The organism is Reyranella sp., assembly GCF_044224635.1.
Classification (GTDB): Bacteria; Pseudomonadota; Alphaproteobacteria; order Reyranellales; family Reyranellaceae; genus Reyranella.
The window spans coordinates 123,712-139,260 of record NZ_JBGAKA010000005.1 but is presented as its reverse complement, the minus strand read 5'-3'; the positions used below and the strand labels follow the sequence as shown (position 1 = coordinate 139,260).

The 15,549-nt window shown below is 67.9% G+C and carries 16 protein-coding genes; 7 read left to right on the top strand and 9 right to left on the bottom strand.

Going from position 1 to position 15,549, the window contains the following annotated elements:
- Position 1 precedes the first annotated feature (1 nt).
- Complete coding sequence (locus tag ACILR9_RS06885; protein WP_395709167.1) at positions 2-1,150, bottom strand: efflux RND transporter periplasmic adaptor subunit; 1,149 nt, start codon at positions 1,148-1,150, stop codon at positions 2-4.
- A 174-nt stretch (positions 1,151-1,324) separates the two neighbouring features.
- On the opposite strand from ACILR9_RS06885, the gene ACILR9_RS06880 reads away from it, so the two are divergent.
- From ACILR9_RS06880 to ACILR9_RS06865, 4 genes are all read left to right on the top strand, one after another.
- Positions 1,325-2,356 (top strand): amino acid ABC transporter substrate-binding protein, encoded by a 1,032-nt coding sequence (locus tag ACILR9_RS06880; protein ID WP_395709166.1) that lies wholly within the window; start codon positions 1,325-1,327, stop codon positions 2,354-2,356.
- 135 nt (positions 2,357-2,491) lie between these two features.
- A complete protein-coding gene (locus tag ACILR9_RS06875) occupies positions 2,492-3,397 on the top strand; it encodes a MurR/RpiR family transcriptional regulator (protein WP_395709165.1) in 906 nt (301 codons plus the stop codon).
- A complete protein-coding gene (locus tag ACILR9_RS06870; RefSeq protein ID WP_395709164.1) occupies positions 3,394-4,725 on the top strand; it encodes an aspartate aminotransferase family protein in 1,332 nt (443 codons plus the stop codon). Before ACILR9_RS06875 ends, ACILR9_RS06870 begins: the two co-directional genes overlap by 4 nt.
- A gap of 176 nt (positions 4,726-4,901) precedes the next feature.
- Positions 4,902-5,891 carry an LLM class flavin-dependent oxidoreductase gene (locus ACILR9_RS06865; RefSeq protein ID WP_395709163.1) on the top strand — a complete coding sequence of 330 codons (990 nt, stop codon included), beginning with the start codon at positions 4,902-4,904 and terminating at the stop codon, positions 5,889-5,891.
- On the opposite strand, the gene ACILR9_RS06860 is transcribed toward ACILR9_RS06865, so the two are convergent.
- From ACILR9_RS06860 to ACILR9_RS06850, 3 genes are all read right to left on the bottom strand, one after another.
- A complete protein-coding gene (locus ACILR9_RS06860; protein ID WP_395709162.1) occupies positions 5,854-6,315 on the bottom strand; it encodes an EVE domain-containing protein in 462 nt (153 codons plus the stop codon). The genes ACILR9_RS06865 and ACILR9_RS06860 overlap by 38 nt on opposite strands.
- Positions 6,316-6,326: 11 nt before the next feature.
- Complete coding sequence (locus tag ACILR9_RS06855; RefSeq protein ID WP_395709161.1) at positions 6,327-6,467, bottom strand: hypothetical protein; 141 nt, start codon at positions 6,465-6,467, stop codon at positions 6,327-6,329.
- 188 nt (positions 6,468-6,655) lie between these two features.
- Entirely contained in the window at positions 6,656-7,345 is a 690-nt protein-coding gene (locus ACILR9_RS06850) for a helix-turn-helix transcriptional regulator (protein ID WP_395709160.1), read from the bottom strand.
- Positions 7,346-7,426: 81 nt separating this feature from the next.
- Here ACILR9_RS06850 and ACILR9_RS06845 point away from each other — a divergent pair, with 81 nt between their 5' ends.
- The gene (locus ACILR9_RS06845) at positions 7,427-8,131 is read left to right on the top strand and encodes a diacylglycerol/lipid kinase family protein (RefSeq protein WP_395709159.1); all 705 of its coding nucleotides are present in this window, start codon (positions 7,427-7,429) and stop codon (positions 8,129-8,131) included.
- On the opposite strand, the gene ACILR9_RS06840 is transcribed toward ACILR9_RS06845, so the two are convergent.
- Positions 8,128-8,922 (bottom strand): helix-turn-helix domain-containing protein, encoded by a 795-nt coding sequence (locus ACILR9_RS06840; RefSeq protein ID WP_395709158.1) that lies wholly within the window; start codon positions 8,920-8,922, stop codon positions 8,128-8,130. The two genes, ACILR9_RS06845 and ACILR9_RS06840, sit on opposite strands and share 4 nt — an antisense overlap.
- Positions 8,923-9,022: 100 nt before the next feature.
- Here ACILR9_RS06840 and ACILR9_RS06835 point away from each other — a divergent pair, with 100 nt between their 5' ends.
- A complete protein-coding gene (locus ACILR9_RS06835) occupies positions 9,023-9,937 on the top strand; it encodes a DMT family transporter (RefSeq protein ID WP_395709157.1) in 915 nt (304 codons plus the stop codon).
- Here ACILR9_RS06835 and purH read toward each other — a convergent pair.
- From purH to ACILR9_RS06815, 4 genes are all read right to left on the bottom strand, one after another.
- The gene (purH, locus tag ACILR9_RS06830) at positions 9,909-11,522 is read right to left on the bottom strand and encodes a bifunctional phosphoribosylaminoimidazolecarboxamide formyltransferase/IMP cyclohydrolase (protein WP_395709156.1); all 1,614 of its coding nucleotides are present in this window, start codon (positions 11,520-11,522) and stop codon (positions 9,909-9,911) included. The two genes, ACILR9_RS06835 and purH, sit on opposite strands and share 29 nt — an antisense overlap.
- Positions 11,523-11,725: 203 nt before the next feature.
- Complete coding sequence (locus ACILR9_RS06825) at positions 11,726-12,952, bottom strand: threonine ammonia-lyase (RefSeq protein ID WP_395709155.1); 1,227 nt, start codon at positions 12,950-12,952, stop codon at positions 11,726-11,728.
- Between the two features lie 3 nt (positions 12,953-12,955).
- Entirely contained in the window at positions 12,956-14,281 is a 1,326-nt protein-coding gene (locus ACILR9_RS06820) for an NAD(P)/FAD-dependent oxidoreductase (RefSeq protein ID WP_395709154.1), read from the bottom strand.
- Between the two features lie 72 nt (positions 14,282-14,353).
- Positions 14,354-14,551, bottom strand: coding sequence for a DUF1674 domain-containing protein (locus ACILR9_RS06815; protein WP_395709153.1), 198 nt, complete (start codon positions 14,549-14,551; stop codon positions 14,354-14,356).
- Between the two features lie 59 nt (positions 14,552-14,610).
- Between ACILR9_RS06815 and htpX the strand changes: the two genes are divergently transcribed.
- On the top strand, positions 14,611-15,540 hold the full coding sequence (htpX, locus tag ACILR9_RS06810; protein WP_395709152.1) for a zinc metalloprotease HtpX: 930 nt from the start codon (positions 14,611-14,613) through the stop codon (positions 15,538-15,540).
- The last annotated feature ends 9 nt before the right edge of the window (positions 15,541-15,549 follow it).

Genomic DNA, 15,549 nt, shown 5'->3' with positions numbered 1-15,549 from the left:
ACTAGGGCTTGGCGGAGGCGGATTTGATCTCGCCCTTCTGGGGCACGATCTTGGCGCCAGGGCGCACCATCGGATTGGCGAGCCCGTCGAGCACGACCTGGTCCTCGGCGGTGAGGCCTTCGCGGACCACGCGCAATCCGTCGACGATCGGCCCCAGGGTCACGGGCTTCGCCTGCACGACATTGTCCTTGCCGACGGTGAACACGATCTTGCGCGACTGATCCGAGATCACCGCCGAGTCGGGGACCAGCACCGCATCGTACTCGCCGCCATAGAGCTGCACGCGGCCGAAGATGCCGGGAGTCAGCAACTGGTTCTTGTTGTCGAGAATGGCGCGGGTGCGGATCGTGCCGGAGCGCGGGCTCAGCGCATTGTCGACGAAGTCGACCTTGCCGGTGCGCGTCCAGTCGGTCTCGTCGATCAGCCGGATGCGCACCGCGATCGCATCGCGCGACGAGGCCATGGCGCCCGACAAGGCGAGGCGCGTGTAGCGCAGGTAGTCTGCCTCCGAGACGTCGAAGACGAAACGGATCGGGTCGAGCGTCATGATGGTCGCCAGCAGCGTGGCGCCCTGCTGGCCACCGGCGATCAGGTTGCCGGCGTCGACCTTGCGGTCGGAGATGCGGCCGGCGATCGGCGCGCGCACATCGGTCCATTCGAGATTGAGCTCGGCCTGGCGCACGGCGGCCTCGGCGGTCTTGAGCTGGGCGCGCGCCACCTGCAAGTTGGCCTTGCGCTGGTCGTACTCGGCGTCCGTGATGGTCCGTGATGAGATCAGCGACGCGCCGCGCTGGACCTGGAGATCGGCGAGGTCGACTTGCGCCTTGTTGCGGGCGACCTCGGCCTGCGCGCTTTCGACCGCGATCTCGAACGGCCGCTTGTCGATCGTGAACAGGGGATCGCCGACATTGACGATCTGGCCGTCGCGGAAATGCAGCTTGTCGATGAAGCCTGAGACGCGGGCGCGGACCTCGACCGAGGCCACCGGCTCGAAGCGGCCGGAGTACTCGTCCCACTGGATCACGCGCTTGGCGACCGGGGCGGCGACGCTGACCGGCATCGCCGGCGGGCCACCCTGGGCGAAGGCTGCGGAGGTGAAGGTGAGGAAGAAAGAGCCCGCAAGGGCCAGCAAACGGCGACGTATGGGCAAAACCAGCTCCCCGTGGACACTTCTGCAGCGCGGGAGATGTGGTTGCGCCGCGAGCCGGTTTCAATTGGTAAGCGATGTGATCCAATTGGATCATATCGCCATGAGAATGGAGCATTCGTTGCAAAATCATGCAAACTGGGCTAGAGTTCGAGCCCGCTTTCAGGGAGGAAGCCTATGCACGCCTTCATGCGACTTGTTTCGGCCTGCGCAGCGTTCGGCGCCGTCGTTGCGACATCCGCCGCCTTCGCCCAGACGCCATCGACCCTCGAGACCGTGAAGAAGCGCGGTCAGATCATCTGCGGCGTCAATGTCGGGCTGGGCGGTTTCTCGCTGCCCAACAGCCAGGGCAAGTGGTCCGGCCTCGACATCGACATGTGCAACGCCGTCGCGGCCGCGGTGCTAGGCGATGCGACCAAGGCCAAGTACGTGCCGCTGTCGGCGCAACAGCGCTTCCTCGCCCTGCAGTCGGGCGAGATCGACATGCTGGTGCGCAACTCGACGATCACTCTCGAGCGCGATGCCGGTCTTGGCCTCCAGTATGCCGGCGTCAATTTCTATGACGGCCAGGGCTTCATGGTGCCGAAGAAGCTCAACGTGAAGTCGCTCGCCGAGCTCGCCGGCGCCACGGTCTGCGTCGCGCAGGGGACGACCCACGAATTCAACATGGCGAGCTGGTTCCGCGGCCGCAATCTCTCGGTCAAATCGGTGGTCTACGAAAGCCAGGACGTCATGTACGAGGCGTTTTTCGGCGGCCGCTGCGATGCCATCACCCAGGATTCCTCGGCACTTGCCTCGGCGCTGGCGACGCGCGGCCGGCAGGGCGAATACATGGTGCTGCCCGAGCTGATCTCGAAGGAGCCGCTGGGGCCGTTCGTGCGCCGCGGCGACGACGTCTGGCTGGCAGTGGTGCGCTGGTCTCTGTTCGCCATGATCGAAGGCGAGGAGCGCGGCATCACCAGAGCCAACGTCGACGAGCAGCTGAAATCGACCGATGCGCTGGTGCAGCGCTTCCTCGGGGTCAAGCCGGGCAACGGCAAGGCGCTGCAGCTCGACGAGGGCTGGGCCTACAACATCATAAAGCAAGTCGGAAATTACGGGGAGAGCTACGAGCGCAATGTCGGCATGGAAAGCCCGCTCAAGCTGGTCCGTGGCCTCAACGGCCTGTGGACCAAGGGCGGCCTGATGTACGCGATCCCGCTGCGTTGAGTCTTCGCGGGGAGCGCGCCACTTCCCCACACTGTCATCCCGAGCGTAGCGAGGGATCTTTCCTGTTGCCCCAAAGATTCCTCGCTACGCTCGGATGACAAAAGAGCGTGGCGCGCTCCCAGCCATGAGTCTTCCATGCACCCCCCCGGCCCGCTGAACGCTGCCATCGTTGAGACCTTCGACGCCCTGCCGCGCCAGCTGCAGACGGCGGCGCGCTATATGCTCGATCGGCCCGACGACGTGGCGCTGCTGTCGATGCGCGAGCAGGCGCGGCGCGCCGGCGTGCCGCCGGCCACCATGACGCGGCTCGCCAAGCGCCTTGGCCTCGAAGGCTACGAGTCGGTGCGCGAGCTCTATGCCGGCGCGCTGCGCGACGGCACGCTGGGCTTCGCGCAGAAGGCCGGTGCGCAGGTCGAGGCTCAGAAGCTGCGCGGCGAACGCGCGCTCGCCGCCGAGATGGCGCACTCCCTGTCGCGCCAGATCAGCGCCCTTGCCCAGCCCGCGACGCTCGACCGGCTGGCCGATGCGGCCGGTCGCTTGCACGCCGCGAGGCGCATCTATTGCCTCGGTCTGCGCTCCTGCCATGCCGCCGCCTGGCATTTCCATTACATGCTGTCCCTGCTCGGCGATCGCACGGTCATGCTCGACGACGCCGGTGGGACCGGTCTCGACGCCATCCGCGGCGCTGGCCCCGACGATGTGCTGCTGGCGGCCAGTGTCGAACCCTATGCCCGTGCCACGATCGACGGCGCGCGCTATGCCGTGGCGTGCGGCGTGCCGGTCGTTGCGATCACTGACTCCGAGGTCTCGCCACTCGCCCAGATCGCCGCCTGTGCGGTTCTGGTGGCGACCGGGAGCCCATCCTTCTTCCACACCATGACGCCCTTGCTGGCGGTGGCCGAAATCCTGGCGGCGCTGATCGCCGGCCACGATGGCGCCGAGGCGTTGGAGGCGCTCGGTCGCACCGAGGCGCAGCTTGCCGCCTTCGGCGTGCATTTGCCGCGGCGGGGCGTCAGGGGCAGCGGAGGCGAAACGCCATGACCCACATCCTGCATCGTCAGATCGCCGGCACCCTTCCCGTTGCCGCCGGCGGCAGCGGCATCGAGATCGTCGACACGGCCGGGCGGCGCTACCTCGATGCCTCGGGTGGTGCCGCCGTGTCCTGTCTCGGCCATGGCCATCCGGCGGTGACTGCGGCGCTGCATGAGCAGCTCGACAAGCTCGCCTATGCCCATACGAGCTTCTTCACCACCGAGGTCGCCGAGAAGCTTGCCGATCGCCTGATCGCCGATGCACCCGCCGGCATCAGCCATGCCTACCTGGTGAGCGGCGGCTCGGAGGCAATCGAGGCGGCGCTGAAGATGGCGCGGCAGTATTTCGTCGAACGCGGCGAGACCGGGCGCCGCCACGTCGTCGCGCGCCGCCAGAGCTATCACGGCAACACACTGGGCGCGCTGGCCACCGGCGGCAATGAATGGCGCCGCGCCCCGTTCTCGCCGCTGCTGATCGAGACCCATCACGTCGACCCGTGCTTCGCCTATCGCTTCCAGCAGCCGGGAGAGTCCGACGAAGCCTATGCCGCGCGTGCCTCCGCGGCGCTCGACGCCAAGATCGAGGAGCTCGGACCCGGGAGCGTCATGGCGTTCGTCGCCGAGACTGTGGTCGGCGCCACCGCCGGCGCCGTGCCGCCGGTCGGCGACTATTTCCGCCGCGTGCGCGAGATCTGCGATCGCCGCGGCGTGCTGTTGATCCTCGACGAGGTGATGTGCGGCATGGGCCGCACCGGCACGCTGCATGCCTGCGCGCAGGAGGGCATCGCGCCCGACCTGATGACCATCGCCAAGGGGCTGGGTGGCGGCTATGAGCCGATCGGCGCGGTGCTGCTCGGGCGGCATATTTACGAGACCTTTGCCAAGGGCAGCGGCTTCTTCCAGCACGGCCACACCTACATGGGCCATCCGTTGGCCTGCGCCGCCGGGCTCGCGGTCCAGGAGACGATCCGACACGACGATCTCCTGAGGAACGTGGGGACGATGGGCGCGCTGCTGCGCCGCCGGCTCGGGGAGCGCTTCGGCAACCATCCGCATGTCGGCGATATCCGCGGCCGCGGCCTGATGCAGGCCGTCGAGCTGGTCGAGGACCGCTCCAGCAAGGCGCCGTTCGATCCGGCGTTCAAGCTCCATGCCAGAGTCAAGAAGGCGGCAATGGCGCGCGGTCTGATGGTCTATCCGATGGGCGGAACGATCGACGGCGCGTCGGGCGACCACGTGATGCTGGCGCCACCTTTCATCGTCACGCCAGACCAGATCGGCGACATCGTCGACCGCCTGGGCAATGCGATCGACGACGTGCTGGGGTGGCGTCCTTAGAGAGGCTCATCGCTGGGCCGCGCCATTTCAGGGAGTAACCTCCGCCTGAAATGGCGCGGGCCCAGCGATGAGGGCATTGGGTAGCTCACGCCGGAGGCGCTGGCGGCCTATCAGAAGGCTGAGAACGAGAAATGGTGGCCAATCGTGAAGGCCACCGGCATCAAGGCGGAGTGGTCATGAAGATTGGCGTTCTGCAGTTCTTTGCGTGGCCCGGTCGCCACGGCCCCCTGGAAGAGGTCTATGCGCGCGCGCTCGAGCGTATCGAGATCATGGACCGCGGCGGCTTCGACGCGGTGTGGCTGGCCGAGCATCATTTCACCACGTTCAGCGTCTGCCCCTCGGTGCACATGCTGGGTGTGATGGCGGCGGCGCGCACCAGCCGGTTGCGCATCGGCACGGCGGTGTCGCTCGCCTCGCTCTATCATCCCCTGCGTCTTGCCGAGGAGGTGGCGCTGCTCGACGTGCTGTCGGGCGGCCGTGTCAACTGGGGCGCTGGCCGCGGCTTCGCGCTGTCTGAGTTCGCCGCCTTTGGCGTGCCGCCCCAGGAAAGCGCCGAACGCTTCCGCGAAGCTGTCGAGATCGTGCTGCAATGCTGGACGCAGGAACGTCTCAACTACAAGGGCGCGCATTTCGACTTCGAGGATATCGAGGTGTTGCCCAAGCCGTTGCAGCCGGATTTGCCGATCTGGATGGCGGCGACGTCGGAGACGGCCATCGACTGGGCGGCGAGTCGCGGCTTCTCCATCCTGATGGACCCGCACGCCTCGATGGCCGATATCGGCCGCAAGCGCCGGTACTACACCACGAAGCTCCAGGAAGCAGGCTTCGTCGATGACGGGCGCGACATCCCGATGGCGCGCCTGCTCGCGTTGGCGCCGACCACGAGCGAAGCCGAGGAGATCGCCCGGCGCGGCGCTCAGTGGATCGTCGATTCCTATTCCGGCCCACAACATGCGCACCGCAAGTCGATGCCGCCGCGTACCTATGACGGCAAGGAGCCGGCGCAGCACTATGTCGACAGCGTGATCATTCACGGCACGCCGCAGTCGGTGGTCGAGAAGATCCACCGGCTGCGGGAAGAAATCGGTCTCAACTACCTGATGTGCGCGCCGCTCAGCCGCTCGACGTTCAAGCTGCTAGCCGACGAGGTGGTGCCGAGGCTTTGAACATCGCCTCGGCGATGGCCGTCATGTCGGCGTCGCTGATCTCGACCACGCCCTGGCGCAGCCGGTATCCCCAGTTCTTCTCCCGGGTGAAGGTGAGCGCATCCCTCAGCGCTGCCAGCGGCGTCGGCTCGGCCTCGTGCCAAGCGACGTCGCGGCGATAGGGCCGGAAGCCGAAGCCCATGTCGGCCTGGTAGGGCGAACCCTGCTTTACCGTGCCGATCGCGGTGAAGGCCTGCAGCTGGTCCTTGCCGCGTACGGCATGGCTCGGCGTGTAGTGCCGGTTCGGCGAGTAGTAGACGATGCGATCGCCGGGCTGGATGCGACGCAGCGGCGAGGCCTTGCCGTGCGAGACCTGCATGAATCCCTCGGTGAGGCCGATCTCGACATGCTCGGCGGACGCGACCGCCAGCCAGTTCCTGGTCATGGCAATTCTCCTTACGCTGCCGTCGGCGCGAACACGCGCAGGCGATGGCCGTCGAGGTCGAGTGCCACGAAGGTATGGCCGAAATCCATCGCGGTGGGCTTCTGGGCGATTGGCAGGCCGCGCTGCTCCCAGTCGGCGTGCGTCTGTTCCATCGGGGTCTCCATTTCTCGGTGAAGCCAATGTAGGTGAGGTAGCTGTCAGATTGTGTCAGCAGGGAGTGCCTGGCGTTTCTCTGTCATCCTGAGCGCAGCGAAGGATCTCATCGCCAGAGGTAATAGAGTGCGCTCGTGGCAGGCGGCGATGAGGTCCTTCACTTCGTTCAGGACGACAGGGTTGGTTGCTACGCTTCCCGCGTCTGCTCGCGATCACGCCATTCCTTGAGCATAGCCTGGCGCCGGCGTGGATAGCGCTTGTCGGTGACCGTCAAGGTGACAATGCGGTCGGTACGGAAGTGGCGAAAGTCCTGGCGCAGCTCGCACCACGCCACGACGACGCGCACTTTCTCGAAGAAACCGACGGCGAACGGCCACACGGTACGCTTGCTGGCGACGCCATCCTTGTCGCGATAGGAAAGGCCGAGCTTGCGCTCGTTGCGGATGGCCTGGCGGATCTTCGGCAGCTCGGCGTCGCCGGCCGGGATGGGCTCGCCCGGCGAGATCAGCAAGCCGGAATCATCGAGAGCGTCGCGCAGATCCTTGGGCAGCACCGCGCCGATCTTGGCCAGCACGTTGGCGGCGGCATCGGCCAGCGAGCGATCGGCGCGCTGATGCACCCAGCGCGAGCCGAGCACGAGCGCCTCGATCTCCTCCTCGCTGAACATCAGCGGCGGCAGCATGAAGCCCGGACGCAGCACGTAGCCGACGCCGGCCTCGCCATCGATCGACGCGCCTTCCGATTTCAGGGTCTCGATGTCGCGATAGAGCGTGCGCAGCGACACGCCGGTTGCCTCGGCGAGCGTCGCGCCGCTCACTGGATGGCGATGGCGCCGCAGCACCTGGATGAGGTCGAGCAGGCGTTGCGCGCGCGACACGGCGGCTCCTTAATGCGACACTGGATTCTCACAACTACCCTACCACGAGCCGCTGTCAGATTCTGGCAGCAGAAGAGAAGCATGACCTCGCAGCCGTTGGCCGTCGTGATCGTCAACCGCGCTGCCCAGATGGGCGGGGCGGCGCGGCGCTGGCCGGTGATTGAGGCGGCGCTGACCACGCGCCTCGGCGCCATCGAACCGCTCTTTACCGCGGCGCCCGGCCATGCGACCGCCCTGGCCCGTGCGGCCCTGGGGCGCGGCGTGCGCCGCTTCGTGGCGGTGGGCGGCGACGGGACGGTAAACGAGACCTTGAACGGCCTGCTGGAGCCATCGGGCCGCCTCGCGGCACCCGATGCCGTCCTCTGCCCGATCCCGGCCGGAACAGCCAACGAACTGTGTCGCGCGCTTGGCTACCTGCGCGATCCGGTCCGCGCCTTCGATGCCGCGGCCGGTCGCGCCACGCGCACCATCGACCTGATGCGCGTGCGCTGCACAGGCCTTGACGGCCGGCCGGTCGACCGCTTCGACTATCTCGATGACGGCGTCCTCGACCTGATCGAGATGAGAGACGTATCGCGGCTCGGCGTGCTGCTCGGCGTCATGCCCAAGCTCTACAGCGGCGGCCATCTCAGCCACCCCAAGGTCCGCACCAGCCGCGGCGCGTCGTTCCGCTTCGACTCTGATGTCGAGACGCTGGTCGACGTCGATGGCGAGATGGCGGGCCGCTTGCCGCTCGAGGTCAGCGTCCTGCCGGCGGCGTTCTCCGTCGGCATTCCGGATCGCTAGGCAGCCCAACCGCGCAGGATATCGGCTGTCGCTGCATCCATCGGGAAGAAGCATTCGATACGCAGCTCCTCCAGCGTGATGTCGCGCGGGATGCCGAGCGTGGCGATGGTGGTGAAGAGCTTCAGCGAGACATCGCCTTTGCAAAAATGCATCGGCAGCACCGGGCTGGCGGCACCATAGGATGCGGGCTCCTGCAGCACTGGCCGCACGCCGTCGTAGGACAGCAGCCGCGCCAGCAGTGCGGTCGTCTCGGGCCGTCCGTCGGCGGCGGCATCGGCCTCGACGCTGCGCACGAAGTAGCGCACGACGTCGGCCCAGTTGACCAGGAACGGCCTCAACACATCGGGCGCCACCAGTGCATCGGCGAGATTGACCTTGGCATCGGGCGCCAGGGAACCGACCAGGTACTCGACCAGGCGGACGGCGCCAGCGTTGGCCTTGAGCAGGTTCCATTGGCGATCGACGGCGACGCCCGGAAACGGCTCTTGCTGGGCCAGCATGTGCCCCACGGCATCGTTCACCTGGGCGAGCTCGGGCGCGGCGAGGTCGGTCTCGCGCCACACCGGGGCGAAGCCCGCCGCAAGCAGCAGTGCATTGTGCTGGCGCAGTGGCACGTCGAGCGCGGTCGCCAGCCGCACCACCATGTCGCGGCTCGGCGCGGCGCGACCCAGTTCGAGGAAGCTGAGATGCCGCTGCGAGATGTTGGCACGGCCGGCCAAATCGAGCTGCGAGCGCCCGCGGCGCTGGCGCCACGCCCGCAACTCTGCCGCAAAGCCCTGCCCCTTCTCCATGATTACCTGCCAAGTAGTTGAAAACACATCTATATTTGCCACCATGGCATATCGCGCGGTGACGCGACAGGGCGCGGCGGTGCGACAGAGGGAGGGTTCGGTGAGCGAGTGGCTGGGCGTGGCGATCGCGATCGTGTCGAGCTCTCTGGGCGGCACGGCGGCGGCGGTGACTCGCTATCTTGTGGTTAGTGCCGATCCACTCACGCTCGCCCTGTTGCGGTGGGGCATCGGTGTGCTGTGCGTGCTGCCGGTGGCGCTGCTGATGCGGGCGCGGTGGCCGGGGCCGCAGGACCTGCCGAGCGTCGTCGGCCTGGGCTTCCTGTTCTATGGCCTGTTCACCATCCTCTACAATCTCGCGATCGGCTACACGACGGCGGCGCGCGCCAGCCTCGCGCTCTCGACCCTGCCTCTGCAGACCATGGTGGTGGGCGCGCTCCTCGGCGTCGAGGCGCTGACGGTGCGCAAGACGCTGGGCGTCTGCATCGCCGTGCTGGGCGTCGTCGCTGCCCTGGCGCTGGATCTTGGCATCGCACCGGCCGGCGCGTGGAAGGGCGAGCTGATCATGGCCGTCGGTGTCGTCTGCATGGCGCTCTACAACGTCCTGTCGCGGCCGCTGATCCAGCGTTCCAGCGCGCTGGGATTCCTGGCGGTCGGCATGGGGGCCGGCGCCGTGGCCTTGCTGATCGTCACGCTCGTCACGGGCCGGCTCGCGGTCCTGGCAACCTTCGGCACGGGCCAGTGGATCGCCGGCGTCTATCTCGGCGTCACTGGCGGTGCGCTGGCTTTCATCCTCTGGGTGATGGCGCTCGAGCGCGCCTCGCCGACGCGTGTCGCCAACACCATGACGGTCAATCCCATTGCCGCGGCGCTGCTCGCGAGCGTGCTGGTGGGCGAGCCCGTGACGCTCAACCTGGTGCTCGGCCTGGTCGCCGTCTTCGCCGGCATCTGGCTCGCCACCAGCGAGCCGGTCGCGGCCAAGAGCGAGCCTAGTGCCGGAAGTGCCGCATCCCGCTGAACACCATGGCCAGGCCCTTTTCGTCGGCGGCGTCGATCACTTCCTGATCGCGCAGCGAGCCACCGGGCTGGATGATCGCCGTGGCGCCGGCTTCGGCGGCGGCGAGCAGCCCGTCAGCGAAGGGGAAGAAGGCGTCGGACGCCACCACGCTGCCGATCGCCGGGCTCTCCTTGAGACCGGCCAGCTCGCCCGATTCGGCGGCGCGGATGGCGGCAATGCGCGAGGAATCGCGGCGGTTCATCTGGCCGGCGCCGACGCCCACGGTGGCGCCGTCCTTGGCGTAAACGATGGCGTTCGACTTGACGTGCTTGCACACCGTGAAGGCAAACAGCAGGTCGTCGATCTCTTTCGCCGTCGGTGCGCGCTTGGTCACGACCTTGAGTGCGCTCGCGGGCACATGCCCGTTGTCGCGGCTCTGCAGCAGGTAGCCACCGGCGACGCTCTTCAGGGTCATGCCGGCGCTCGCCGGATTGGGCAGGCTGCCGGCCAGCAGCACGCGCACGGCCTTGCGGCGGGCCAGCACCGCCAGGGCTTCCTCGGTCGCATCGGGTGCGATGATGACTTCCAGGAAGCGCTTCGCCAGATCCTCGGCCGTGCGCGCCTCGAGCGTCGTGTTGAGGGCGACGATGCCGCCATAGATCGACACCGGATCGCAGGCATAGGCCTTCAGGTAGGCGCTGTACTGATCGGCGCCGATCGCCACGCCGCACGGGTTGGCGTGCTTCACCACGACGACCGCCGGCTCCGTGAACTCGGCGACGCATTCGTAGGCCGCCTCGGTATCGCCGATGTTGTTGTAGGAAAGCTCCTTGCCCTGGACCATGCGCGCCGTGGCGATGCCCGGGCGCCGGCTGCCGTCGGAATAGAACGCCGCTTGCTGATGCGGGTTCTCGCCGTAGCGCAGGATCTGCGCGCGTTCGGCGGTGAGGGTGAGCCGCTCCGGGAACGTCTCGCCCTGCTGGCCCGCGAACCAGGTGGCGATCGCGGCATCGTAGGACGCGGTGCGCGCATAGGCCTTGGCGGCGAGCCTGCGACGCAGCGCCAGCGTGGTGGCGCCCTTGTTCGCCTCGAGCTCGGCGATCACCGCGCCGTAATCGGCCGGATCGACCACGATCGTCACAAAATCATGGTTCTTGGCCGAGGCGCGGATCAGGGCCGGCCCGCCGATGTCGATGTTCTCGACGCAGGTCGGGAAATCGGCGCCGCGCGCGACCGTGGCCTCGAAGGGATAGAGGTTCGACACCACCAGATCGATGCCCGCGATCTTGTGATCGTTCATCGCCTTGCGATGGCCGGCATCGGTGCGGCGGGCCAGGATGCCGCCATGGATCGACGGCTGCAGGGTCTTGACCCGTCCGTCCATGATCTCGGGGAAGCCGGTATGGTCGCTCACCTCGACCACGGCGATCCCGGCGTCGCGCAAGGCCTTGGCCGAGCCGCCGGTCGACAGGATCTCGACTCCGTGCCGGGCCAGCGCCTTGCCGAGCTTGGTCAGGCCTTCCTTGTCTGAGACGGACACCAGCGCCCGTTCGATACGGGCAAGGTCGGGCGTGGGCGACGGGACGTAGTGCGGGGCGGCGGACATGGCGCGGTCTATACTCCGCGCGGCCGTGCGCCGTAAGAGAAGAAGTTGCCCGTCCTGTCGACGGCCACCGAGGACGAGATCCTCGGATACAACAAGAACGGATCGTTCGATTGATTGCTACCGACGGGTCGGCGATCCTGGCGATCCATTGCGACGAACCTGGGCAGGCATCGGTGTAGCTGATATCACTCGGAGCGCTGTTGTCATGCGTCCGCATCCTGCAGCACGCGGACCTTGAATCCCTCGCTCTCCAGGGCGGCAACCAGCTCGCGCACATGCGGACGGTCGCGGGTTTCGACGGTAACGTCGAGCTCGGTCGATTTGGCGGCGACGCCGCCGAACAGGCGCTGGTGCTGGACGTCGACGATGTTGCCGCCGGCCTTGCCGATCAGCCCGGCGACGCGGGCGAGCTGGCCGGGCAGGTCGCTGATGGTGAGGCGCAGGCGGACGATGCGGCCGTCGCGCACCAGGCCGCGCAGCAGGATCGAGGCGAGCAGGCGGGTGTCGATGTTGCCGCCGCTCACCACCAGCCCGACCTTGCGGCCGGCGAAGACCTGCGGATGGGCGAGCAGGGCCGCCAGGCCGGCAGCACCTGCCCCTTCGGCCACCGTCTTCTCGATCTCGAGCAGCAGCGCGATGGCGCGCTCGATCGTCACCTCGTCGACCGCCAGCACGCGATCGAGCAGGGCATGGGCGATGGCGAGCGGCGCGCGGCCGATATCGCGCACCGCGATGCCCTCGGCGATCGTGTCGCCGCCCACCGTCACCGGCTCGCCGGCGAGCAGCTGGCGCATGGCGGCGTAGCCGGCCGCCTCGACGCCGATCAGGCGGATGTCGGGCCTCATGCCGCGCGCCGCGACGGCGCAGCCCGAGATCAGGCCGCCGCCGCCGACCGGCACCACCAGCGTGTCGATCTCGGGCGCGTCCTGCAGCATCTCCAGCGCCGCCGTACCCTGGCCGGCGATGATGCGCGGATCGTCGTAGGGATGCACGAACGCCAGGTGCTCGGCTGCCGCCAGGCGGTGCGCCTCGGCGCCGGCCTCGGCGAGCGTGTCGCCGTGCAGGACGATGCGCGCGCCGTAGTCGCGCGTGTGCTTCACCTTCACGTTGGGCGTGAAGGAGGGCATGACGATGGTGGCCGGGATGCCGAGGCGGCCGGCATGGTAGGCGACGCCCTGGGCGTGGTTGCCCGCCGACATGGCGATGACGCCGCGCTTGCGTTCGTCCGGCGTGAGCTGCAGCAGCGTGTTGAGCGCGCCACGCTCCTTGAACGAGGCGGTGTACTGCAGGTTCTCGAACTTGACCCAGATGTCGGCGCCGACGATACGCGACAGCGTATCGCTCTTCAGGCACGGCGTGCGTACCACCGCGCCGGCAATCCGTTTGGCGGCTTCCTGGACATCGGCCAGGCTGACGGGAAGCTCATTCATTCTTCAGGCTGCCAGTCGGCGGTCGAGCCAGTCGCGCGTGCGATACCAGGCGCCGATCATCGGCAGGAACCACGGCTCGCCGTTGTAGAGCGCGTGCTCGGGGAAGTCGCGGCCGTCCAGCGGATTGACCGGCTCGTTGCGGCCGCCGACGATCTTCCGGGCGGTCTGGGTGCCGAGGTAGGTCATCATGGCGACGCCGTTGCCGTTGCACGCCAGCAGATAATGGACGCCCTGATCGGTCCCCATGTGCGGCATGTAGTCGAGCGCGAAGGCGACATTGCCGGTCCAGGCGTGGGTGATGCGGATGCCGTCGAGCTGCGGGAAGCGATCGACCATGTAGCGATAGAGTGCCGGCGCGCTCACCTCGGGCGGCGCCGCGGTGAAGCGGGCGCGGCCGCCGAAGATCAGGTACTTCCCGTCCGGCGACGGCCGGTAATAGGTCAGCACCCGCTTGGTGTCGCCGATGGCGCGCAGCTCCGGGATCAGCAACGTGCGGGCGTTCTCCGGCAGTTCCTCGGTCGCGATGATGTGGCTCGCCACCGGCACCACGCGCCGCTTCAGGCGTGGCGTCAGGTCGCCGGTGTAGCCGTTGGTCGCGACCACGACCTCGCGCGCCTCGACCGGGCCCTTGGCCGTCAGCACACGCCAGCCGGTCGCCGTCTTCTCGAGGCGCTCGGCCTCGACGTTGGCGCACAGGATGGCGCCGGCGCGGTGCGCCGCCTCGATCAGGCCCTTGTAGTAGAGCGCCGGGTGGAGGTGGCCGGCGCGGGTCGAATACATGCCGCCGAAATAATAGTCCGAGGCGATCATCTCGCGCTGGCGCTCGCGCGGCACCATGTGGCTGCCGGCATTGGCGTAGGTGTTGTAGGTCTCGACCTTGGTCGCCATGTCGGCGTAATGGCGCGGCGTCCAGGCGCCGACGAAACGGCCATTCATCATCAGGCCGCACTCGATCTTCTCGCGGGCGATGATGTCGGCCAGTACGCTGAGCGAATCGGCGCCGGCGCCCATCAGGGCGGCCTTGTTGCGCTCGAATTCGTCGGCGATCGGACTCTTGCCACCCAGCCCCTTGCCGAGGTTGGTGCCGCCCGAGACCATGCCGCCGTTGCGCGTGCTGGCGCCGATGCCGAAATCGCCGCGCTCCAGCACCACGGCGCGTGCGCCGTTGCGGCAGAGCTCGAGCGCCGTCGACAGGCCGCCATAGCCGGCACCCACGATCACCACGTCGGCGCGCGCCGGCGGATCCTGCGACAGCGCGTTATTGGGACTCCACGCCTCCCACCACCATGGTGCCGCCTTGAAGTCGGGGTGGAAGATGTCGTTACGCATGACCTGTGGCGCCTGCTTGATGGGCTTCTTGTCCTCAGGACCGCTGGCGGGTCGCCCGCGGTCCTGAGGAAGCTAAAAATCCGTAACCCGGCCGTTGAATTGCCAGTCGCCGTAGCGCGTCGGTTCGGGGCCGGGCGGGCCGCCGATCTCCTCGACCTTTTTGATCAGCGCCATTGCCGCCTCGTTCGGGGCGGCCGGTGGTGGTTCCGGCGAAGCGGCCTCAGGCGGCGGGGCGTCCTCGGGGACGGTCGGTTTCTTCGGGTCGGTCATGGCGTCATGATGCCGGTCCCTGCCTTGATTCGCCACAGTCGCAAACCATCTTTGCGGCCATGAACTACTTTCGCACTGCCCTCCTTCTGGCCGCGCTGACCGGGTTCTTCCTGGTCGTGGGTTACCTGCTGGGTGGCCAGTCCGGCCTGGTCATCGCCCTCGTCGTGGCGCTGGGCATGAACCTGTTCGCCTACTGGAACAGCGACAAGATGGTGCTGCGCATGAGCAACGCCCAGGAGGTCGGGCCCAACGAGGCGCCCGAGCTCTACGGCATCGTCCAGGGGCTGGCCCAGCGCGCCGGCCTGCCGATGCCGCGCGTCTACATCATCAACGAGGAGCAGCCCAACGCCTTCGCCACCGGCCGTGACCCCGAGCATGCCGCCGTGGCGGCGACGACCGGCTTGCTGCGTTATTTGAGCCGCGAGGAGATCACCGGCGTGATGGCCCATGAGCTCAGCCACGTCCGCCATCGCGACACACTGATCATGACCATCGCCGCCACCCTGTCGGGTGCCATCGGCATGCTGGCGAGCTTTGGCGGTTTGATGGGCGGCGGCCGTGACTCGGAAGGCAGGCCGCTGGTCAATCCGATCGTAGCGATTGCCGCCATGATCCTGGCGCCGCTCGCCGCCACCCTGGTGCAGATGGCGATCAGCCGCAGCCGCGAGTACGAGGCCGACCGTATGGGCGCGGAGATCTCCGGCCAGCCGCAATGGCTCGCCTCGGCGCTCGCCAAGCTGCATGCCGGCACCCAGCAGATCCCCAACCAGGTGGCGGAAGCCAATCCGGCGACGGCGCACCTGTACATCGCCAACCCGCTGAGCTCGGGCGGGCTGGCCAGCCTGTTCTCGACCCATCCGCCGATGGAGGAACGCATCGCGCGGCTGGAAGCGATGACGGGCCATGGCTACGGCATGGCGCCGGCCATGTCGCCGAATGGCCCGTGGGCCTCGGCGCCACAGTCGAGCCGCCGCGGCCCCTGGGGCTGACGCTTCAGG